The organism is Duncaniella sp. (assembly GCF_029056165.1).
Taxonomy (GTDB): Bacteria; Bacteroidota; Bacteroidia; order Bacteroidales; family Muribaculaceae; genus Duncaniella.
This window is the reverse complement of record NZ_JAIDBW010000039.1, coordinates 52,643-71,153: the sequence shown is the minus strand read 5'-3', so window position 1 is coordinate 71,153 and position 18,511 is coordinate 52,643. Positions and strand designations below refer to the sequence as shown.

Below are 18,511 nucleotides of genomic sequence, written 5' to 3'. Positions count from 1 at the left end.
GGTCATGGGACAAAAGGACACTGTAAAAACCATAAGGCTATGGGGCAAGAGTCTGGTTGACCTCATATTCCCTGACCTATGTACTGTCTGCCGAAACAGACTTGTCACCGGAGAGCACATAATATGTCTCGAGTGCCGAATGGGGCTTCCGCGCACAAACCTACATCGGCTACAACCAAATGCCATCCATGAAAGGCTATTCTCAATAGGCCACCCCATAGAACGTGCGACCTCACTCTTTCATTATTTTCGTGAAAATAACTATGCACGTCTCATCCATGATACAAAATATCGCGGACGGCCGATCGTCGGCAGAACACTTGCTCTCGAACATGCAACGGAGTTACTTCAAACCGGATTTTTCGACGGTATAGATGCTATCGTGCCCGTACCACTCCATTTCTTCAAAAGATTCCGCAGGGGCTATAATCAAGCGGAAGAAATAGCCCGCGGACTTAGCTCGGCAACATCTCTTCCCGTCATAAATGCCCTATCGGCCTCTTATCACCGCACACAGACACGTATGTCGGCACACCAACGTCTGCTCAACGCCCGGAATGCCTATCATGTCGCCGATCCCTCAGCGATTGACGGTCTCCATATCCTGCTTGTAGATGATGTGATCACCACCGGAGCTACCCTCCTGAGCTGTATTGAAGCCGTCAAGAAATCTTGTCCCTCCACACGTATCAGCCTTTATTCGCTTGCAATCACGCAACTCGCCTGAAACATATTTGCGGTTAGCATTGTTTTACAGAAAATACATATCTTTCAAGTATGCGTCATCACATCAACTATTTATTTATCATAACGCTTCTCGCGGTTTTTTCCCTGAATGTGAATGCAGGGGAAAAACCGGCGGAAGGAACATCCAATGCTGATCCTACTGGCGTGCTGAACAATGAGATCGTGTCGCGCGTCGTTGATTACATCAATCAATCTAATAAAAACAGGCTGACAACCCGGCCTAACTTCTCTCTTCTCGGTGGTCCGTATTACACAAGCGAGAAAGGTTTCGGTTTAGGGATCGTTGTTGCCGGCGATTATTCCACTTGTCCGGAAGACACGTTACTACCTACCTCAAACATATCTCTTGCCGGCAGCCTTGCGACGAACAAATACTTTTCCGTAGGTCTTACCGGAACGCACGTATTTCCAAAGGATACGCGCCGTATCAACTACATGATTGATTTCGTTTCGTTCGGCACATACTTTTGGGGCATAGGATATGGTTCAGGCAACGACAATGCAAACAAGACCAAATATCAATTATTCAATCTCATCATGGAAGCCGATTATGTATGGAGACTGGGAAACAATCTCTTTTTAGGCCCTGCAATGGAGGTTGGATATACGAATGCACACGGTATCAAGAATTATATACCTTGGAGCGGTGAAGATCTGAGATACTGGACTGTCTCGGCAGGACTCCTGCTCCAGTCCGATACACGCGATAATCTCACTGCGCCTAAGCGAGGACATTTCTTTGAATTTACTCAGCTTTTCTCTCCGCGATTTTTCGGGAATGGAAATCATGCGTTTTCAAGCACCGAACTCTGCTACAACCGTTACACTCCACTCTGGCGCGGGGCAACCCTCGCATCGCGCGTACATGGAGAATGGACTATCGGACACACACCGTGGGGCGATCTGCCAAGTATCGATGGTGAAGCAATCCGGGCATATTACAGAGGCCGTTACCGCGACAAATGTGAGACGGATATCTATTTTGAACTTCGACAGCATATATACGGCCGGTCGGGGATGGCTGTATGGGGTGGCGCAAGCACCATATATCATAAACTCTCTGACATCTCAATCAAACGTATCCTTCCAGAAGCCGGAATCGGCTATAGGTGGGAATTCAAAAAGAATTCAAATATAAGGATTGACTTCGGCTTTGGAAAGCACTCATCGGGTTTCCTTTTCGGCATTAACGAAGCTTTCTGAAAAACAATTCCGTCACGACATCATACGCAAAAAAGAAGAACCTGTAGGTGCAACGTTAACATTGCTGACCTACAGGTCTTTCTTTTATCCTGTAAAGACTATTGACAGTTCTTAACCGCAGCGCGAAGATCCGCAGGAAGTACAGATCAGGCATCCTTCCTGATAAATGAGTGTCTCCTGACCGCAGTTGGGACATTTCTGACCTCCGGCCAATGTACCTGACGGAATATACTTCTTCAGTGCACGTTCCACACCCATCTTCCACGTATTGATTGACTGCGAATCAAGTTCGAGACCATTGACAAGCTTTATCACCTGATCGATGGGCATACCGTAGCGGAGCACACCGGAGATCAGTTTGGCATAGTTCCAGTATTCAGGGTTGAATTTATCTGAAAGTCCCTCGATAGTAGTCTTGTGACCGCGCTTATTGATGAACTGGAAGTCATAACGTTTGTTTCCCTTTTCATCCGTAGCCTTGATGATCTTGCCTTTCGATACTGATTTCGGGCAGAAGATGCCGACTTCATCATCAGCCAGACCCGTAAAGATTTCGTAAGGACGACCATCCTTCAGGCCAACGAAAGCAATCCATTTCTCCTTGTTGTTCTGGAAGCGGACCACATCTGCCTCAAGTTCGTTCGGGCGTTTTTTGAGAGGAAGCGCGGGAGTATTATCTGTGCCGGTTGCATTGTCTGTGGCCGACTTCTCTTTTGCAGGAGTTTCCGTCTGGATACCTTTCTCTCGATCCTTCTTCTTATTCTCATCCACGGAGATAAGGACTCCCGAACGACAGCCGTCACGATAGATTGTGCAACCCTTGCATCCGACTTTCCAAGCTTCCATATAGAGCCTGTCAACAAGCTCAACCGAGGTATCTGCCGGAAGATTGATGGTGACCGAGATTGAATGGTCAACCCACTTCTGAACGGCACCCTGCATTTTGACCTTTTCAAGCCAGTCAATATCGTTGGCGGTCGCTTTGTGATACGGAGATCGGGCTACGAGTTCATCAAGCTCTGCCTGTGTAAAATTACGTCGCGATTCGATGCCGTTGATGCGCATCCATTCAAGGAATTTGGGATGATAGACGATAAATTCCTCAAATGCGTCCCCTGATTCATCCACAAAATCAATGTGGACTTCAACGTCATTTGCGTTGACCTTACGGCGACGCTTATAGACCGGCATGAATACCGGTTCGATGCCTGACGACGTGCGAGTCATGAGCGAAGTGGTACCGGTCGGGGCGATGGTCAGACACGCTATGTTTCGGCGACCATGCTTTTCCATATCAGCTATGAGATCGGGATCAGCCTCACGCAGACGTGAGATGTAAGGATTATTACGTTCACGCTCCGCATCATATACTTCAAACGCTCCACGCTCCTTGGCCATCTGTACAGATGAAGCGAATGCAGCAAGAGCAAGCGCGCGATGCACTTCGACGGATTTAGCAGTGGCTTCGGGCGTGCCGTAGCGCAGACCGAGAGCAGCAATCATGTCACCCTCACCTGTCGTGCCGAGTCCTGTACGACGTCCCTTAAGAGTCTTGGCACGGATCTTCTCCCACAGGTTAAGCTCAGTATTCTTCACTTCATCATTTTCCGGATCGGCCTTGATCTTTTTGATGATGGCTTCAATTTTCTCCATCTCAAGATCAATGATATCATCCATCAGTCGCTGAGCCTTTCCGATATGATCACGGAAAAGATCAAAGTCAAAGTACGCTTCAGGAGTGAAAGGATTCTTGACGTAGGAGTAGAGATTGACGGCAAGCAGGCGGCAGCTGTCGTATGGACAGAGAGGTATTTCACCGCAAGGGTTGGTAGATACTGTCTGGAATCCGAGATCGGCATAGCAATCAGGTAGCGACTCTCGGATTATGGTATCCCAGAAAAGCACTCCGGGTTCGGCCGACTTCCATGCGTTATAGACAATCTTGTTCCACAGACCTTTTGCATCGATATCCTTCTTTACTTCCGGATCTGAACTATCGACGGGGAATTGACATGTGTAAGGAGTTCCGGCCTGCACGCTACGCATGAAATCATCGTCGATCTTCACGGATACGTTTGCACCGGTGATCTTGCCCTGTTCGAGTTTGGCATCAATAAAACGTTCCGAATCGGGATGTTTGATGGCTACGGTAAGCATCAATGCCCCACGTCGTCCATCCTGTGCGACCTCACGTGTAGAGTTAGAATAACGCTCCATAAACGGGACAAGACCGGTTGAGGTCAGTGCCGAATTCTTGACTGGAGTCCCTTTCGGACGCAGATCACTCATATCATGACCTACACCGCCACGACGTTTCATCAGCTGGACCTGTTCCTCGTCAATCTTTATAATGCTTCCGTAGGAATCTGGATGGCCGTCAAGACCTATGACAAAACAGTTGGAGAGTGAACCAATCTGGAAATCATTACCGATGCCGGCCATAGGACTGCCCTGAGGGACAATATAGTCAAAACCATCAAGCAATCCATAAATCTCATCCTCGCTGAGAGGATTAGGATATTTAGCTTCAATTCTTGACAGTTCGGAGGCAAGACGGTGATGCATATCGGCCGGAGTCCGCTCATAGATGTTGCCATCTGAATCCTTCAGCGCATATTTGCTCACCCACACTCTTGCAGCGAGTTCATCGCCACCGAAATATTTGACGGATGCCTCGTAAGCCTCGTCAAAAGTGTATTTGGCTCTTTCCATTGGTTATAGTGATAATCTTGGTCTTTTGAGGGTGCAAAGATGGTCAATTATTTCCTATCCTGCAAAATTTTCAGCCCGAAGTTATTTACATCCGACAATAAAATCGTAACTTGCAGTCATCTTTCGCTGTCACACTCCGACAGACAAATATCCATCAATTAAAAATTTTTATTCCATGAATACAACTGACTATTTTTCCACACGCCGCACAATCCGTAAGTACGATCAATCCCGCGAAATTGATCCGGCAATGATCGACCGTATGCTGGAAGAAGCAGCACGCGCGGCCAATACAGGTAATATGCAGACTTACTCGGTCATAGTTACCACCGAACCGGAAGAGATTGCCAAGCTTGCACCGGCACACTTCAATCAGCCTGCAATAACGGGAGCGAAAGCCGTGCTTACTTTCTGCATAGATTTTAACCGGTTCAACCGCTGGTGCAGGATCAATCATGCAGATCCCGGATTGAACAATCTTCAGGGCTTTACGTGGGGAGTGATCGATACCTCTCTTTTCGCCCAGCAGTTTGTCACCATCGCAGAAATGAACGGTCTTGGAACATGTTATCTCGGAACGACCACATATAATGCCGAACCTATTGCCGAGACTCTTCATCTGCCGTCAGATGTTGTGCCGGTCATAACCGTGACGGTCGGTTACCCTGCCGAAACCCCGGAGCTTACCGAACGTCTCCCTGTCGGAGCAATCGTACATCATGGCCATTACCACAATCCGATCGATGAGGAGCTTGTCGGTATCTATGCAGAAAAAGACGGACTGGAAAGCTCGAAACAGTTTGTCAAGGATAACGGCAAAGATAATCTTGCGCAAGTATTTGCCGAAGTCCGGTATCCACGTTCAGCAAATGAGCAGTTTTCACGCGTTTATAAAGAGTTTCTTAAAAATCAGGGAATCGCATTGTAAAGTCAACAGGTAGATTCCATACACCATATACGACAATGACGGGAGCACGTTATGGCGTGCTCCCGTCATTGTCGTATATGGAAGATTATACTGCTAATGTTTCAAAACTTCTCTATTAAGTGCATCAGCGATTATTGAGGCATTCAGACGCGCGCCAAGGAGTGACGAATGTGTGTGGTCGCGTTTGAAATGTGCATTCACCTTTTTCAGACCTTCGTCATCAGCCATCCGCTGCAATTCCTGTCCGGCAATAGCATTGAGATCTATAAAAGTCACACCGGTCGATTCGGCTACTTCACGTGTCCACGCTCCGAAACTGTCAGCATTACTTTCTATTAAGCCGTTATCAAATTTATTACGCGGGCTGTGGCTTATAACTACCGGAATTGCACCTTTCTCGCGCGCATCCATTATGAATTTACGCAGATACCATCCATAAGTATAGACGACCTTATACCGACCATCACTTGCCATCTTGAATACCTTGCTTTCTGGTCCCGCGCCTCGTAATTCAGCACGTTCTTTTCCTGTGTTGACAGGTCCTGCATCATTATGTCCGAACTGAATCAGGACTATATCGCCGGGATGAAGTGCATCATAGACCTTATTCCATCTACCCTCGTAAAGAAATGTACGGGCACTACGTCCGGGCATGGCATGATTCTCCACACTCACACGATTGGTATCAAGGAATTCAGAGAGCACACTACCCCAGCCCCACATTCCGTCGGGGTCTGAGTCCTCGTTCTTGACTGTGCTGTCGCCGATAGTAAATACTACAGGTCTGCCGGTCTTTCGTGAAATACCGGTCACCGTATCCCGTACTTCCGGGAGAAGACAGGAAGACAATGGGAGTCCTTTTGCAGAGCGGATACCTTCCACGGCAGACTCGACATTTACACGCGCACCAAACTCACTCGTATGAATCCTGTCCAGATAAAACATTGTCTTGACCTTTTCCTTCCCGAAACGTTCAAATTTGCGTGCCGAAATTTCGTTCAAATCTATGAAAGGAACTTTAGCCTTTCGTGCCACCTGACGTGCCCACAGGCCAAACGTCGTATCTACGCGTTCGATAACCGTGCTGTCAGCATCAGCCCAAGCATTACGGGGAGTAAGCGACATCAATACCGGATGAGCACCGCGGGCTTTCACATCATCGATGAATTTACGCATGTAACCGCCGTAAGTATAGACAATCTGCTTCTCACCGGTTTCCTTTATGGTGACATGAAGGGTATCCTTACCGATACCGGGGATGGACGCACGAGCACGCCCGCTATCATACGGACCATTGTCATTGTGGCCAAGCTCTATTATAACCCAGTCACCTTTACGGATACCGGGCAACACTTCAGGCCAGAGTTTATCATAGAATGTACGGCTGCTCATACCTCCGAGAGCATGATTCTCAACCGTGATCTTTTCAGGATCAAAGTATTCATGCATGAAACAGCCCCAGCCCCACTGACCGTTATTGCCATTGCCCAGAGTGCCCGTGCGCATAGTCGAATTACCTATAAGAAACAGGACAGGATTATCACCCTTTCGGGATGAACCGGGAACGGGGCGTGCGAAACGGGCCTTGTTAAGACTATCGAGCGTATTATCTACGACATTATTACGATCCTCCATAGGGGCAGCCACCCTCGATTTTTGTGCCGAAAGACACTGCGGAATAGAAAACATGGCCGCACACATAGCAGCCATGAAGAAATTATGGTGAAAAGACATTATCCAATCTGATTTATAGACAAAATACTTCTTACTCATATCGTTGGAGTCGGGCCAATGCAAGATGATAGCGATAATGAATGTCAAGGAAATCTCTGCGGGCGGCAAGGAAGTAGTTCAGTTCCTGCATGTATGTCAGGAAGTTGATCTGTCCTGCATCGAGAGCCTTTTTCAGCAGTTCGAAATTGCTGTCATCATCCATGACACCACGATATTCACGGAGCAATTCCTGATAGCCGAGTGCAGTCTCATATTCACCCTGAAGTTCGGAAGCGAGTTTTATGAGCGACATTTCCTGTTCGAGATCCTGCGCCTCCAGACGGATAGCGGCAGCTTTAGCCTTACGACGCTGTGTGAGGAACGGAAGAGTTACAGACACTGAAAAACCATTGAATGTCTCACCTGCCTCCCATTCATGGAGATAACCGACAGAAAAACCGGGCAGCAAAGCCCTCTTTTCAGCTTTTACGAGTGATTTCTGAGCCTCAAGTGATGCACGCGAAGCTGCAATAGCAGGATCTTTCATACGGAGAGTCTCACGGTCAGGCCGCAAAGTACTGACATCGGCACGCGGATAACGATCACCAAGTCTATTAACTATATCATCAACAGGCTTACCACCGTTGAGAGCCTGCAGGGTTGCAAGCAATATGCTTTCCTCGCTCTTAAGCGATTTCAATTCGCGCTCGGAATTGATCCGCTCAATGACAGCTTTGTTATAATCAAGACGTGTTTCCTGTCCGGTTTCAACAGCTTTGGCGAAGTATTCAACCATAGTCCTGAAGCCTTCACAGATCTTCTCCGTAGTGGCTATGCGCTGACGGACATTTATGATGTCGATAAGAGCAACACGGATTTCGGTACGTGTCTCGATCATGGAAGCCTCACGGAGATACTGCATTGCTGCCGATGTCTTTTTTATGGCATCACGGCGTGCTGCATAGACGCCGGGCCAGTCAAACGACTGCGAGATGGAAAAGTTTCGTTTATCACCGGCCTCTTCCGTACCGCCCCAGAGACTTTCAAACGAAACTTCCGGAGCTTCAAGAGTGTTTTCAGCCTTCAGTTCTGCTATTGAGGCTGAATTTTCAGCCTCTGTGTATTTAAGCGAAAGATTGTTTGACAAGACCGTGTTAAGGACATCATCAAAATCCGAGGCAAACATAGCTCCCGGCACAAGAGAGAGGAAAAGGATGGTGATTTTTCGAAACATACTGTATTATCTTCTTTCTTAATTTATTTCTGAATTAATCTATTGATCATTTGACAGCTTCATGACGATTGATATAGCGATAGACGAGCGGCACAATAAAGATATTAAGCACCGTCGATGTCAGAAGGCCACCAAGGATCACAATGGCAAGCGGCGACTGAATCTCGTTGCCGGGCTTGTCACCGTTGACTGCAAGAGGTATCAGGGCAAGGGCTGAGCTGAGAGCCGTCATAAGGATAGGATTAAGACGGTCGGCAGAACCATGCATGATGCGTTCTTTCAGACCTACTCCCTCGGCACGCAGCTGATCGTAACGTGACATGAGAAGCATTCCGTTGCGGGTAGTGATTCCGAGCAAGGAGATGAAACCAATGATAGCGGGAATATTGAGTTCGCCACCGGTTATGCGCAGGAGCACGACGCCACCGATTATGGCAAGCGGCATGTTGAGGAGGATTACGAGTGATTGACTGACACTGTGATACTGGCCATAAAGGAGAAGGAAGATTATCACAAGAGCGACAAGCGACACCAAAGCAAGTGTGGCGGAAGCCTTTGCCTCGTTCTCGAACTGACCGCCGTAGTTGATGAAATAGCCCTCAGGAAGTGTGATCTCGGACTCAATAGCGGCCTGAATGTCGTTGACTGTACCACGGAGATCACGATCAGCGACATTGGCGGAAATGACGATGCGACGGCTGACGTTTTCACGATTAATCGTGTTCGGTCCGGTCGTGGAAACTATCTCGGCCACTTCTGACAGCGGCACTTTCCCTTTTTCAGTATCAATGGTGAGATTGGATATATCCTCGATCGTTCCGCGAGAATCAGGTGCCATACGGAGGGTAAGGTCATAAGGGAAACCGTTTTCATAGACCTGCGATACCTTCTCACCGGCAAGAGCTACGTTGATAAGGTCGGCAAATTCACCCATAGTTACCCCGTAATATGCAAGCATATCGCGTCGGGGACGGATGTCGAGTTGCGGACGCTCCACCTGCTGCTCGATATTCACATCAACCACGCCGGGTACATCTGATATACTCTGCTTGATTCGGTTGCCTATATTGAAGAGCTGTGCAAGATCATCGCCGAAAAGCTTGATAGCGATCTGAGCTTCCGTTCCCGAAAGCATGGCATCGATACGGTGGGAAATGGGCTGACCGATCTCGACATTCACACCGGGGAGATGAGCGAGACGGCTGCGGAGATCTGCAAGGAGTTCGCTACGTTTACGCCCCTTGTCAAGCTTATAAGGAGCCTCGATTTCCGAGACATTGACCCCAAGAGAGTGTTCATCAAGCTCGGCGCGGCCGGTCTTTCGTGCGGTTAGGGAGATTTCAGGCATCGAAAGGATGATCTTCTCCGCTTCCCTGCCGAGTCGGTCACTCTCCTCAAGCGATATGCCGGGAAGAGTGCTCACGTTGATTGTCAGTGACCCTTCGTTGAACGACGGGAGGAAACCACGGCCAAGAGTAAAGAATATGCCGACGGCTATTGCGAAGAGGATAGCTGTAGCGATGAACAAGGGACGCGCATGATTCATAGCTCCTGATAGAGCATGTTCGTAGCCCATACGGAGCATTCGCGCGAATTTAGGCTCCTTATCAAGAGCCTGCATGGCTTTCTTGCTTCCGAGCAGATATGAGCAGAGCACCGGAGTGACGGTGAGGGCTACAATAGTCGAAGCAATCAGGGCCACGATAAATGATATGCCTAAGGGTTTAAGCATCTTGCCTTCCATTCCGTCAAGGAAGAAGAGAGGAAGGAAGCTTGCCATGATGATAAGAGAGGAATTGAAGATAGGCAGTCGAACTTCCTTGGACGCATCATAGACAATCGAGATGACGGACTCTCCCGAACGATGACGTTCACGCAGACGTTTATAGACATTCTCAACATCGACTATCGCATCATCCACCAGTGAGCCGATCGCGATAGCTATACCACCGAGACTCATGGTGTTGATGGTAAGGCCGAGGAAATGCAATACAAGGACTGTTACAATTATCGAAAGCGGGAGCGCGACAAGCGAGATAAGCGTGGTGCGCAGATTCATCAGGAAGAAGAACAGAATCACGATAACAAATACCGCTCCGATGAAGAGTGATTCCTGAAGATTACCGATTGACGTGGCAATGAAGTCGGACTGACGGAAAATATCGGTATTGATATTGACGTCATGGGATAACGTAGCCTTGATTTTAGCAAGACTTTTCTGAATCTCGTCCGTCAGTTCTATCGTACCAACAGCAGGCTGCTTCGTCACAGTGACAAGGACGGCTGGAACGGCATTGAGCGAAGCCGTTCCCAGACGAGGCTCGGCCGCACCGACTTTTATGGTTGCTATGTCATCAAGACGCACCGTATTTCCTGCCGTAGTCCGGACGAGGGAATTTGCAAGCGCATCGACATCGTTGGTCGAGATGTCACCTTTTATTATATATTCATTACCGTGCTCGTAGATCACACCGCCGGAAGCATTGGCATTCATCTCCGCAACGGCATCGCGCACCTCCTGCAGGCTCACTCCATACATCTGCATGGCCGACGGATGAAGCAGGATCTGATATTCCTTGGCATCGCCTCCGATCACACTTACCGATGCCACACCCGACAACGAAAGCAGGCGGGGACGGATCTGCCGGTCAGCTATAGTGCGCAGTTCTTCCTGAGTTGTCACCGAATCGGATGTAAGACCGATTATAAGGATCTCGCCAAGGATTGAGGATTGCGGACCAAGAGTAGGCTTTCCGACGCCGGGAGGAAGATCGCTTTCTATCTCGGAAAGTTTTTCAGATACAATCTGACGGGCAAGATAGACATCCGTACCCCAGTCAAATTCCACCCATACGGATGATAGACCGGTTGCAGAGGCAGAACGGACACGGCGTACACCGCTCGCTCCATTGACCGCAGTCTCAACCGGATAGGTTATGACCTTCTCGATCTCCTCCGGAGCCATGCCGGGAGCTTCAGTCATCACGACCACTGTCGGAGCGTTGAGATCAGGAAAGATATCGACCTCCGTCCGAAGCAAAACGATCATTCCATAAATCAGCAGGATCACCGACATGACAATTATCGCAATCCTGTTGTCAAGCGAAAACTTTATTATTCTGTTGAGCATAATTTCTGAAATAATAAAATTTCACACTATCAATGAGAATGGGAATGACCTTCGGGAACCACTGTTGATGTCTCGGCCAAACGCACGAAAGTAGTGCCGACTGAAACAACCGAATCACCTTCGGCAAGCCCGTCGATGATCTCGACGCGACGGCCGTCATTGTGTCCGAGAGTCACAGGGCGTTTGGCATAGGCATGATCATCGAGCTTCACATAGACGAAGTTTTCGCCCTGCTGTTCGGAAACACTCGTTACGGGGACTGAAATCACACCCTGACGTTCCGATCCTATGAGATAGACCTCGGCAGGAGTACCGGGAACAACGTCACCATGATTATCAAACGTGAAATATACAGCTACGTAACCCGGAGTATTATCCGAAGCCGAAGCTGATGACGAGAGGAGTTTTCCTCCCCTTTCAGCCAAAGAGATGGATGCGCCAGTCGAATGTGAGGGGCGGAAATTGGCAGTAGTAATTCGTGGAAGCAAGTCAACATTCTTTGCCGGAAGAAGCGCGCGGAGGGTCAGTCGCTGACTGCGGGCGACGGATGCAATAGGCTGACCGGCCTCAACATATTCGCCATCTTTTACCAGAAGTTCGGAAACGACTCCGGCTATTGAGCTCGAAGCACGACCGGAAGCCGCACCGGGACTATAGGAACTCTTCGCTTCCTCGTAAGCCTGCAAAGCTTCATTATATTCCTTTTTTGTTATAAGACCATCCTTCAACAAAGGTGTCACACGGTCAAGCTCACGCTTGGCAGCATCAAGAGTAGCCTTTGCAGTACGGTTAGCATCACCGCCGGAGATGTTTGCAGCAGATATTGAGGCTATACCCTCTCCTGCCTTCACGGCCTTACCGGCTTCCATGCCGGGAGCAAGACGGACAATTCCTGATGTCGTAGCAGAGACAACCGTGCGATCAGTCGCAGCCGGAAGTACATTTCCGAAAACTTTCACGACCTCGCTGAACGGATCTTTGACAGCAGCTTCCGCCTTCACGCCGAAACGGGCGGCATCAGCGGGCGACATTACGATATCATCATGATGATCATGTGAGGCTTCAGCTCCATGATCCTTGATCTCAGTATGGGAATCATGCTCATGGTCATGATCCTCATGTTCGTGGTCGTGACCCTCGTGGTCATGGTCATGATGCTCGTGGGTCTCATGATTGCCGGAACATGACGGCAGCGTCATCAAACCGAAAAAGGGAAGTGTGCAGAGGACTAAGGATGGAAATAAACGCGACATAAATTAATTACAGATTATTTGCTGATTAAATTTAAGTGGAAAGCACCGACCGGGTATTACACGGTTAGATCAACAGTGTCATTAACCCGCAGAGTTGCCTCCGGAGATTATTTAGTGTCACAAAGGTAAGGCGTTTCACTTGCAACCTTATTGCAAACTCCGAAGTTCCCTATCCGTACCGAGTACAAAAGTAGCAAACAAATCCGAGCGACACAAACTTTTTAAAGTTGCGGAGAGGATTATTCATCGCTTTTTCATAATTTTGTAGGTCAAATTGAATATATGGACAAAGATACACAGCTTGAAGGGCTGAAACTTCACTATACTGATTCGGAGAATGGCGAAAAGGTCATAATCCTGATGCACGGCTGGGGATGCAACCACAGCACTCTCGCGTCGGTCGAGCGTGTGGCTCTCTCATGCGGCTACCGCGTGATCAACGTGGATTTCCCCGGCTTCGGCGATTCGGAAGAGCCGGCAGACGTCTGGGGTGTGGAAGAATACACCCGTCAGATCGAAGCTCTTGTCAGAAAATTGGGCATTGCCTCTCCTACCATGCTCGGACACTCTTTCGGTGGCCGCGTCGGCATCCTGTATGCCTCGCGGAATCCCGTAGATAAACTCATACTTGTAGATGCAGCCGGAATCAAACCGAAACGCTCGTTCACATATTACAGGAAAGTATATACTTTCAAGCTAATAAAACGGCTTATGTATCTCTTCCTCGGCAGGGATGAGGCCGAACACCGTCTCGACGCCCGAAGAGCCAAGGCCGGATCAAGCGACTATGCGAACGCTACGCCTATGATGAGACGTATTCTTTCAAAAGTAGTGAACGAAGATCTCACCGACAGGCTTGCTTCTATCAAAGCCCCTACTCTTCTGATATGGGGTGAGAATGACACGGCCACTCCTCTGACGGATGCAAAGAAGATGGAACGTCTGATTCCCGATGCCGGACTTGTATCTTTTCCCGGATGCGGCCATTACTCATTCCTTGACAATCAGGGTCAGTTCGCGGCTGTGCTCCGCAGTTTCCTTAGCAGCGACTGAGCCTCCGCTTTATAAATAACAAACATTATTATCCAAACAGCAAATCTTACAGCAATGTTAGCGTGCAATATTATAGCGATAGTCCTCGCAGCCATTTGTGTGATTTATGAATTCAGAAGACAACTGATGATGTTGCAACAGAATTCCTACCGCAACGAACGTTATCGCCGCTGGCTATCGGCCTCGCAGGACACGACCTCGACAATGCGCCTTGTCACCGGAGCTGTAGCTCTTGCTTCGCTTTCTACTCTTTCCGTCCCTATGGTGTCGCTCTGCCTCGTGACACTTATCTCCATAGTCAATATTTTCAATCTTGCCGGAAAGAAATATAAGAAGCCTCTCGTCATGACCAACCGTGCGAAACGCATATTCGCGGTCATGCTTTTCCTTGCAGTCATCCTTGTGGCTGCAACGATCCTTTTCTGTGTTTTCAACGACCGTCAGCTTGATCAGGCAGCCGTGGTAACCCTGCTTGCATTCTGCTTCTCCCCGCTCTTCACTCTTGTTGCGAACTGGCTTCTGAAACCGGTCGAAGCACACATCAATCAAAAGTATTATGCCGATGCCGAACGCATATTGAAATCAATGCCCGATCTGAAGATTATCGGAGTCACCGGCAGCTACGGTAAGACAAGCACAAAGCACTATCTCAACCGCATACTTTCAGAGAAATATGACGTTATGATGACTCCCGGAAGTTTCAACACAACGATGGGTGTCATACGCACCGTGCGCGAATACCTGAAACCTTACAATGAGGTATTCATTGTGGAAATGGGCGCAAAGCAACCAAACGACATCAAGGAGATCTGCGATCTCGTTCATCCGTCTATCGGAATAGTGACCGCCGTGGGCGAACAGCATCTCGAATCGTTCAAAACCATAGAGAATGTGCAGCGCACGAAGTTCGAACTTATCGATTCACTCCCTGCCGATGGTCTGGCTATCATCAACGATGATTTCCCCTTCGTTGCAAACCGTCCGGTGGATAATGTCGAATGTATCCGTTATGCAGTAAGCTCGACCGATGCGGCGCAATACACCGCAACCGATATCCACTACACACCTGCCGGAACGGACTTCACTGTCGTGACTCCCGACGGTGAGCAGCTTCCCTTCAGCACCCGGCTCGTTGGCGAATGCAATGTGTCGAATCTTCTCGCCGCCATTATAACTGCGCTTCGTCTGAACGTACCCGTCGATAAGATCCGTTATGCCGTAGCCAATATCGAACAAGTGGAACACCGCCTGAACATGAAGCGCACGGCCGGCGGTGTCACCATCATCGATGACGCCTTCAATTCCAACCCTACAGGTTCTAAAATGGCTCTCGACGTCCTGAAAATGATGACTGGTGGACGTCGTATCATCGTCACCCCCGGCATGATCGAGCTTGGCGAACGTCAGGAAGAGCTCAACGAGGTTTTCGGCCGACACATAGCATCATCAGCCGACATTGCGATCATTGTCGGCGCATATAACCGCGATGCGATCGTAGCAGGAATAGAAAATGCCGATAACCGTGTGGCCCGTCTGCATAAAGTCGATTCTTTCAATGAAGCGCAGCAACTCCTTGCAACTATGCTCCAGCCGGGCGATACGATTCTCTATGAAAACGATCTGCCCGACACATTCAAATAATGTGATAACATAGCTGCTTAAATCAATCACGAAATAAACAATCCCCACAACATAAGAGATTCAACAATGAAAACCAACATCGGAGTATTCTTCGGCGGCCGCTCCACCGAGCATGAAATCTCGGTCATTTCCGCCTCGCAGGCAATGCACGCCATCAACCGTGAAAAGTATGACGTAACACCTATATATATATCCAAGCAAGGAAAATTCTACACGGGGGATGCCCTCTTTGATGTAGCGAACTACCGCGACATACCCGCACTGCTCGCACGTTGCGAAGAGATATATCTCCGTCCTGTCTATGGCGACTACAACCTCTACCGTGCAAAATCCGGTGGACTTTTCGGCAACAAAGGTCCTGTGACAACCCTCGACGTTGTGATCCCTGTGCTTCATGGATCTAACGTGGAGGATGGAATTTTCGAAGGTGTGCTTGAGACCATCGGTATCCCCTACGCCGGCTGCAATACTCTTGCGAGTGCCAACGGCATGGACAAAATAACAATGAAAATGATACTCCGCGAGTCAGGGATTCCCGTCATCGACTATGTATGGTTCACCGACAAGGAATGGTTCAGCAAACGTGATGAGCTGATCGAAAAGATCGAGAGCAAAATCGGCTATCCTGTAATCGTCAAACCCGCCAATCTTGGATCAAGTGTCGGCATCGGTCGTGCTGCCGACCGCCAGCAGCTCATAGACAAAGTCGATATCGCACAGAAATACTCTTCACGCATCATCGTGGAGCACATGGTCGATAATCTTAAAGAAATCAACTGTTCCGTACTCGGTGACTGCGATGAATATCAGTCATCAGTCCTTGAAGAACCCATCAAGAGTGCCGAGATCCTTTCATACGAAGACAAGTACATGGGCGGCACAAAGGGTGCGAAGGGTATGCAGGCCTCACAGAAACGCATTCCCGCCGATCTGCCGGAGGATATGACCAAGCAAATCCAGTATCTTGCCGGTGAGACGTTCCGCGTGTTGGGTTGCCATGGTGTGAGCCGTATAGATTTCATCATAGATGACGATTCAAAGGAAATTTTCGTCAATGAGATCAACACTATTCCCGGATCACTCTCATTCTATCTCTGGGAAGCAACCGGACTGTCGTTTGACAAACTTATGGACAAACTCGTTCAGCTCGCGCTCAAACGCAAACGTGAACAAGGCCTCAAGACCGTAAGCTATGACCAAAACATCTTCTCCCTCTCCGGAGGTGTGAAAGGTGGAGTAAAGGGAGCGAAAGCACCCCGTCAATAATCATGCACCTATCAAATAAACAATTATGGGAAGTGTCGGTTTTTGGATAGCATATTGCATAGGCTTCGGCGTACTCGGTGGAGGCCTCTATACATATATGTCGGGGCGCAAGACCAAGAGATGGAGTCTGTTTCTCCGCAGCGCGCTCATCTACACGGCTTTTGCTCTTGCATTCGTATGGCTGCTTTATAAAGTGGCCTGAGATGCAAGATGCATGAGCAAAAATCTGCCTACGCAGGATTTTCAGTCATGATGATACGGCTCACCACGCATTATGGTCATGGCCCGGTAAATCTGTTCCGTGAAGAAGAGACGCACCATCTCATGGGTAAAAGTCATGCGTGAAAGAGAGAGCTTGCCATCGGCACGGTCATAGACCTCTTTGGAGAAACCGTAAGGACCTCCGATAATAAAGACAAGCCTTTTGATCCCCTGCACCATACGGCGTTCGATCATGACAGAAAACTCACGCGATGTCAGCTCCTTTCCCCTCTCGTCAAGAAGCATGACGACATCGCCCGGCTGCAATGACGCAAGGATGGCTTTGCCTTCCTGCTGCTTCTGAGACTCCTCCGTGAGAGCTTTTGAAGCCTTGATGTCGGGTATGACCGACAGTTCCACTCCTATGTAGCGGTTTGAACGTTTGAGAAATTCATCGACCCCGCGGGCCACATAGTCAGTCGAAGTCTTACCGACCGCTATAATCACTATTTTCATGAACAATCAATATTTATAACAAGAAAAGGATATGAAAACTAAAGACGAACTTATCGACGATCTTCTCACACTGGCATTCGCCGAGGATGTCGGCGACGGTGACCATACCACACTCAGCACCATTCCTGCCGATGAGCGCGGTGTGCAGCGACTCATTATAAAAGAGGAAGGCATCCTTGCCGGAGTGGAAATCGCACGAAAAGTCTTTGAAAAGTTTGATCCGGAGCTGAAGATGACCGTCTATATCAATGACGGCGCACACGTGAAACCCGGCGACGTGGCTTTCGAGGTAGAGGGAAGTGTGAGATCACTTCTTCAGACCGAACGCGTGATGCTCAACATCATGCAGCGTATGAGCGGTATTGCCACACAGACCGCAAAGTATCAGCAACGTCTCGATGGCCTCAAAACCAAGGTTCTCGACACCCGTAAAACGACACCGGGTATGCGTATGCTTGAGAAGGAAGCCGTAAGAATCGGTGGAGGCTGCAACCACCGTATCGGTCTGTTCGACATGATTCTCATAAAGGACAATCATGTTGATTTCGCCGGTGGCATCCGTCAGGCAGTTGAAGCCGCGAGAAAATACTGTGCAGAAAAGGGCAAAGACTTAAAGATCGAACTCGAAGTGCGCAATGAGGATGAGATCCGGCAAGCTCTCGAAGTGGGGGTTGATCGAATAATGCTCGACAATTTCACTCCTGAACGCACACGCGAGGCCGTAAAGCTGATCAACGGTGCGGTCGAGATTGAATCGTCGGGAGGCATCACACTCGATACTCTCCGTGATTACGGTGAATGTGGCGTAGATTTCATCTCCGTCGGTGCGCTTACCCACTCGGTTAAGGGTCTCGACATGAGCTTCAAAGCTGTAAAGTAATACGAATTTTAGTATTTCAGAAAAAGTTATAAGG

The 18,511-nt window shown here is 48.8% G+C and carries 14 protein-coding genes; 8 read left to right on the top strand and 6 right to left on the bottom strand.

Features of this window, described 5'->3' with window-relative positions; translation table 11 throughout:
- Positions 1-4 precede the first annotated feature (4 nt).
- Positions 5-727, top strand: coding sequence for a phosphoribosyltransferase family protein (locus K2G41_RS09610; protein ID WP_300117642.1), 723 nt, complete (start codon positions 5-7; stop codon positions 725-727).
- A 110-nt stretch (positions 728-837) separates the two neighbouring features.
- Complete coding sequence (locus K2G41_RS09605; protein ID WP_300117641.1) at positions 838-1,950, top strand: BamA/TamA family outer membrane protein; 1,113 nt, start codon at positions 838-840, stop codon at positions 1,948-1,950.
- A 111-nt stretch (positions 1,951-2,061) separates the two neighbouring features.
- Here K2G41_RS09605 and K2G41_RS09600 read toward each other — a convergent pair whose 3' ends face one another.
- On the bottom strand, positions 2,062-4,662 hold the full coding sequence (locus tag K2G41_RS09600; protein WP_300117640.1) for an adenosylcobalamin-dependent ribonucleoside-diphosphate reductase: 2,601 nt from the start codon (positions 4,660-4,662) through the stop codon (positions 2,062-2,064).
- A 175-nt stretch (positions 4,663-4,837) separates the two neighbouring features.
- Here K2G41_RS09600 and K2G41_RS09595 point away from each other — a divergent pair, with 175 nt between their 5' ends.
- Complete coding sequence (locus K2G41_RS09595; RefSeq protein WP_300117639.1) at positions 4,838-5,590, top strand: nitroreductase family protein; 753 nt, start codon at positions 4,838-4,840, stop codon at positions 5,588-5,590.
- Positions 5,591-5,683: 93 nt separating this feature from the next.
- On the opposite strand, the gene K2G41_RS09590 is transcribed toward K2G41_RS09595, so the two are convergent.
- From K2G41_RS09590 to K2G41_RS09575, 4 genes are all read right to left on the bottom strand, one after another.
- Positions 5,684-7,279 (bottom strand): rhamnogalacturonan acetylesterase, encoded by a 1,596-nt coding sequence (locus tag K2G41_RS09590; RefSeq protein ID WP_300117722.1) that lies wholly within the window; start codon positions 7,277-7,279, stop codon positions 5,684-5,686.
- Between the two features lie 76 nt (positions 7,280-7,355).
- Positions 7,356-8,537: a TolC family protein gene (locus tag K2G41_RS09585; protein WP_300117638.1), complete on the bottom strand. Its 1,182-nt coding sequence runs from the start codon at positions 8,535-8,537 to the stop codon at positions 7,356-7,358.
- Between the two features lie 46 nt (positions 8,538-8,583).
- Positions 8,584-11,667 (bottom strand): efflux RND transporter permease subunit, encoded by a 3,084-nt coding sequence (locus K2G41_RS09580; protein ID WP_300117637.1) that lies wholly within the window; start codon positions 11,665-11,667, stop codon positions 8,584-8,586.
- Between the two features lie 29 nt (positions 11,668-11,696).
- Positions 11,697-12,920 (bottom strand): efflux RND transporter periplasmic adaptor subunit, encoded by a 1,224-nt coding sequence (locus K2G41_RS09575; RefSeq protein WP_300117636.1) that lies wholly within the window; start codon positions 12,918-12,920, stop codon positions 11,697-11,699.
- A gap of 282 nt (positions 12,921-13,202) precedes the next feature.
- Here K2G41_RS09575 and K2G41_RS09570 point away from each other — a divergent pair, with 282 nt between their 5' ends.
- The 4 genes from K2G41_RS09570 (at position 13,203) to K2G41_RS09555 (ending at position 17,082) form a co-directional block, all read left to right on the top strand.
- Positions 13,203-13,973 (top strand): alpha/beta hydrolase, encoded by a 771-nt coding sequence (locus tag K2G41_RS09570; RefSeq protein ID WP_300117635.1) that lies wholly within the window; start codon positions 13,203-13,205, stop codon positions 13,971-13,973.
- Between the two features lie 54 nt (positions 13,974-14,027).
- Positions 14,028-15,614, top strand: a complete 1,587-nt coding sequence (murF, locus tag K2G41_RS09565; RefSeq protein ID WP_300117634.1) for a UDP-N-acetylmuramoyl-tripeptide--D-alanyl-D-alanine ligase — start codon at positions 14,028-14,030, stop codon at positions 15,612-15,614.
- Positions 15,615-15,680: 66 nt separating this feature from the next.
- Positions 15,681-16,880, top strand: a complete 1,200-nt coding sequence (locus K2G41_RS09560; RefSeq protein WP_300117633.1) for a D-alanine--D-alanine ligase family protein — start codon at positions 15,681-15,683, stop codon at positions 16,878-16,880.
- Between the two features lie 25 nt (positions 16,881-16,905).
- The gene (locus tag K2G41_RS09555; RefSeq protein ID WP_300117632.1) at positions 16,906-17,082 is read left to right on the top strand and encodes a hypothetical protein; all 177 of its coding nucleotides are present in this window, start codon (positions 16,906-16,908) and stop codon (positions 17,080-17,082) included.
- Positions 17,083-17,123: 41 nt separating this feature from the next.
- Here K2G41_RS09555 and rlmH read toward each other — a convergent pair whose 3' ends face one another.
- The gene (gene rlmH, locus K2G41_RS09550) at positions 17,124-17,597 is read right to left on the bottom strand and encodes a 23S rRNA (pseudouridine(1915)-N(3))-methyltransferase RlmH (protein WP_300117631.1); all 474 of its coding nucleotides are present in this window, start codon (positions 17,595-17,597) and stop codon (positions 17,124-17,126) included.
- Positions 17,598-17,628: 31 nt separating this feature from the next.
- Here rlmH and nadC point away from each other — a divergent pair, with 31 nt between their 5' ends.
- Positions 17,629-18,477: a carboxylating nicotinate-nucleotide diphosphorylase gene (gene nadC, locus K2G41_RS09545; RefSeq protein WP_300117630.1), complete on the top strand. Its 849-nt coding sequence runs from the start codon at positions 17,629-17,631 to the stop codon at positions 18,475-18,477.
- Positions 18,478-18,511: the final 34 nt, after the last annotated feature.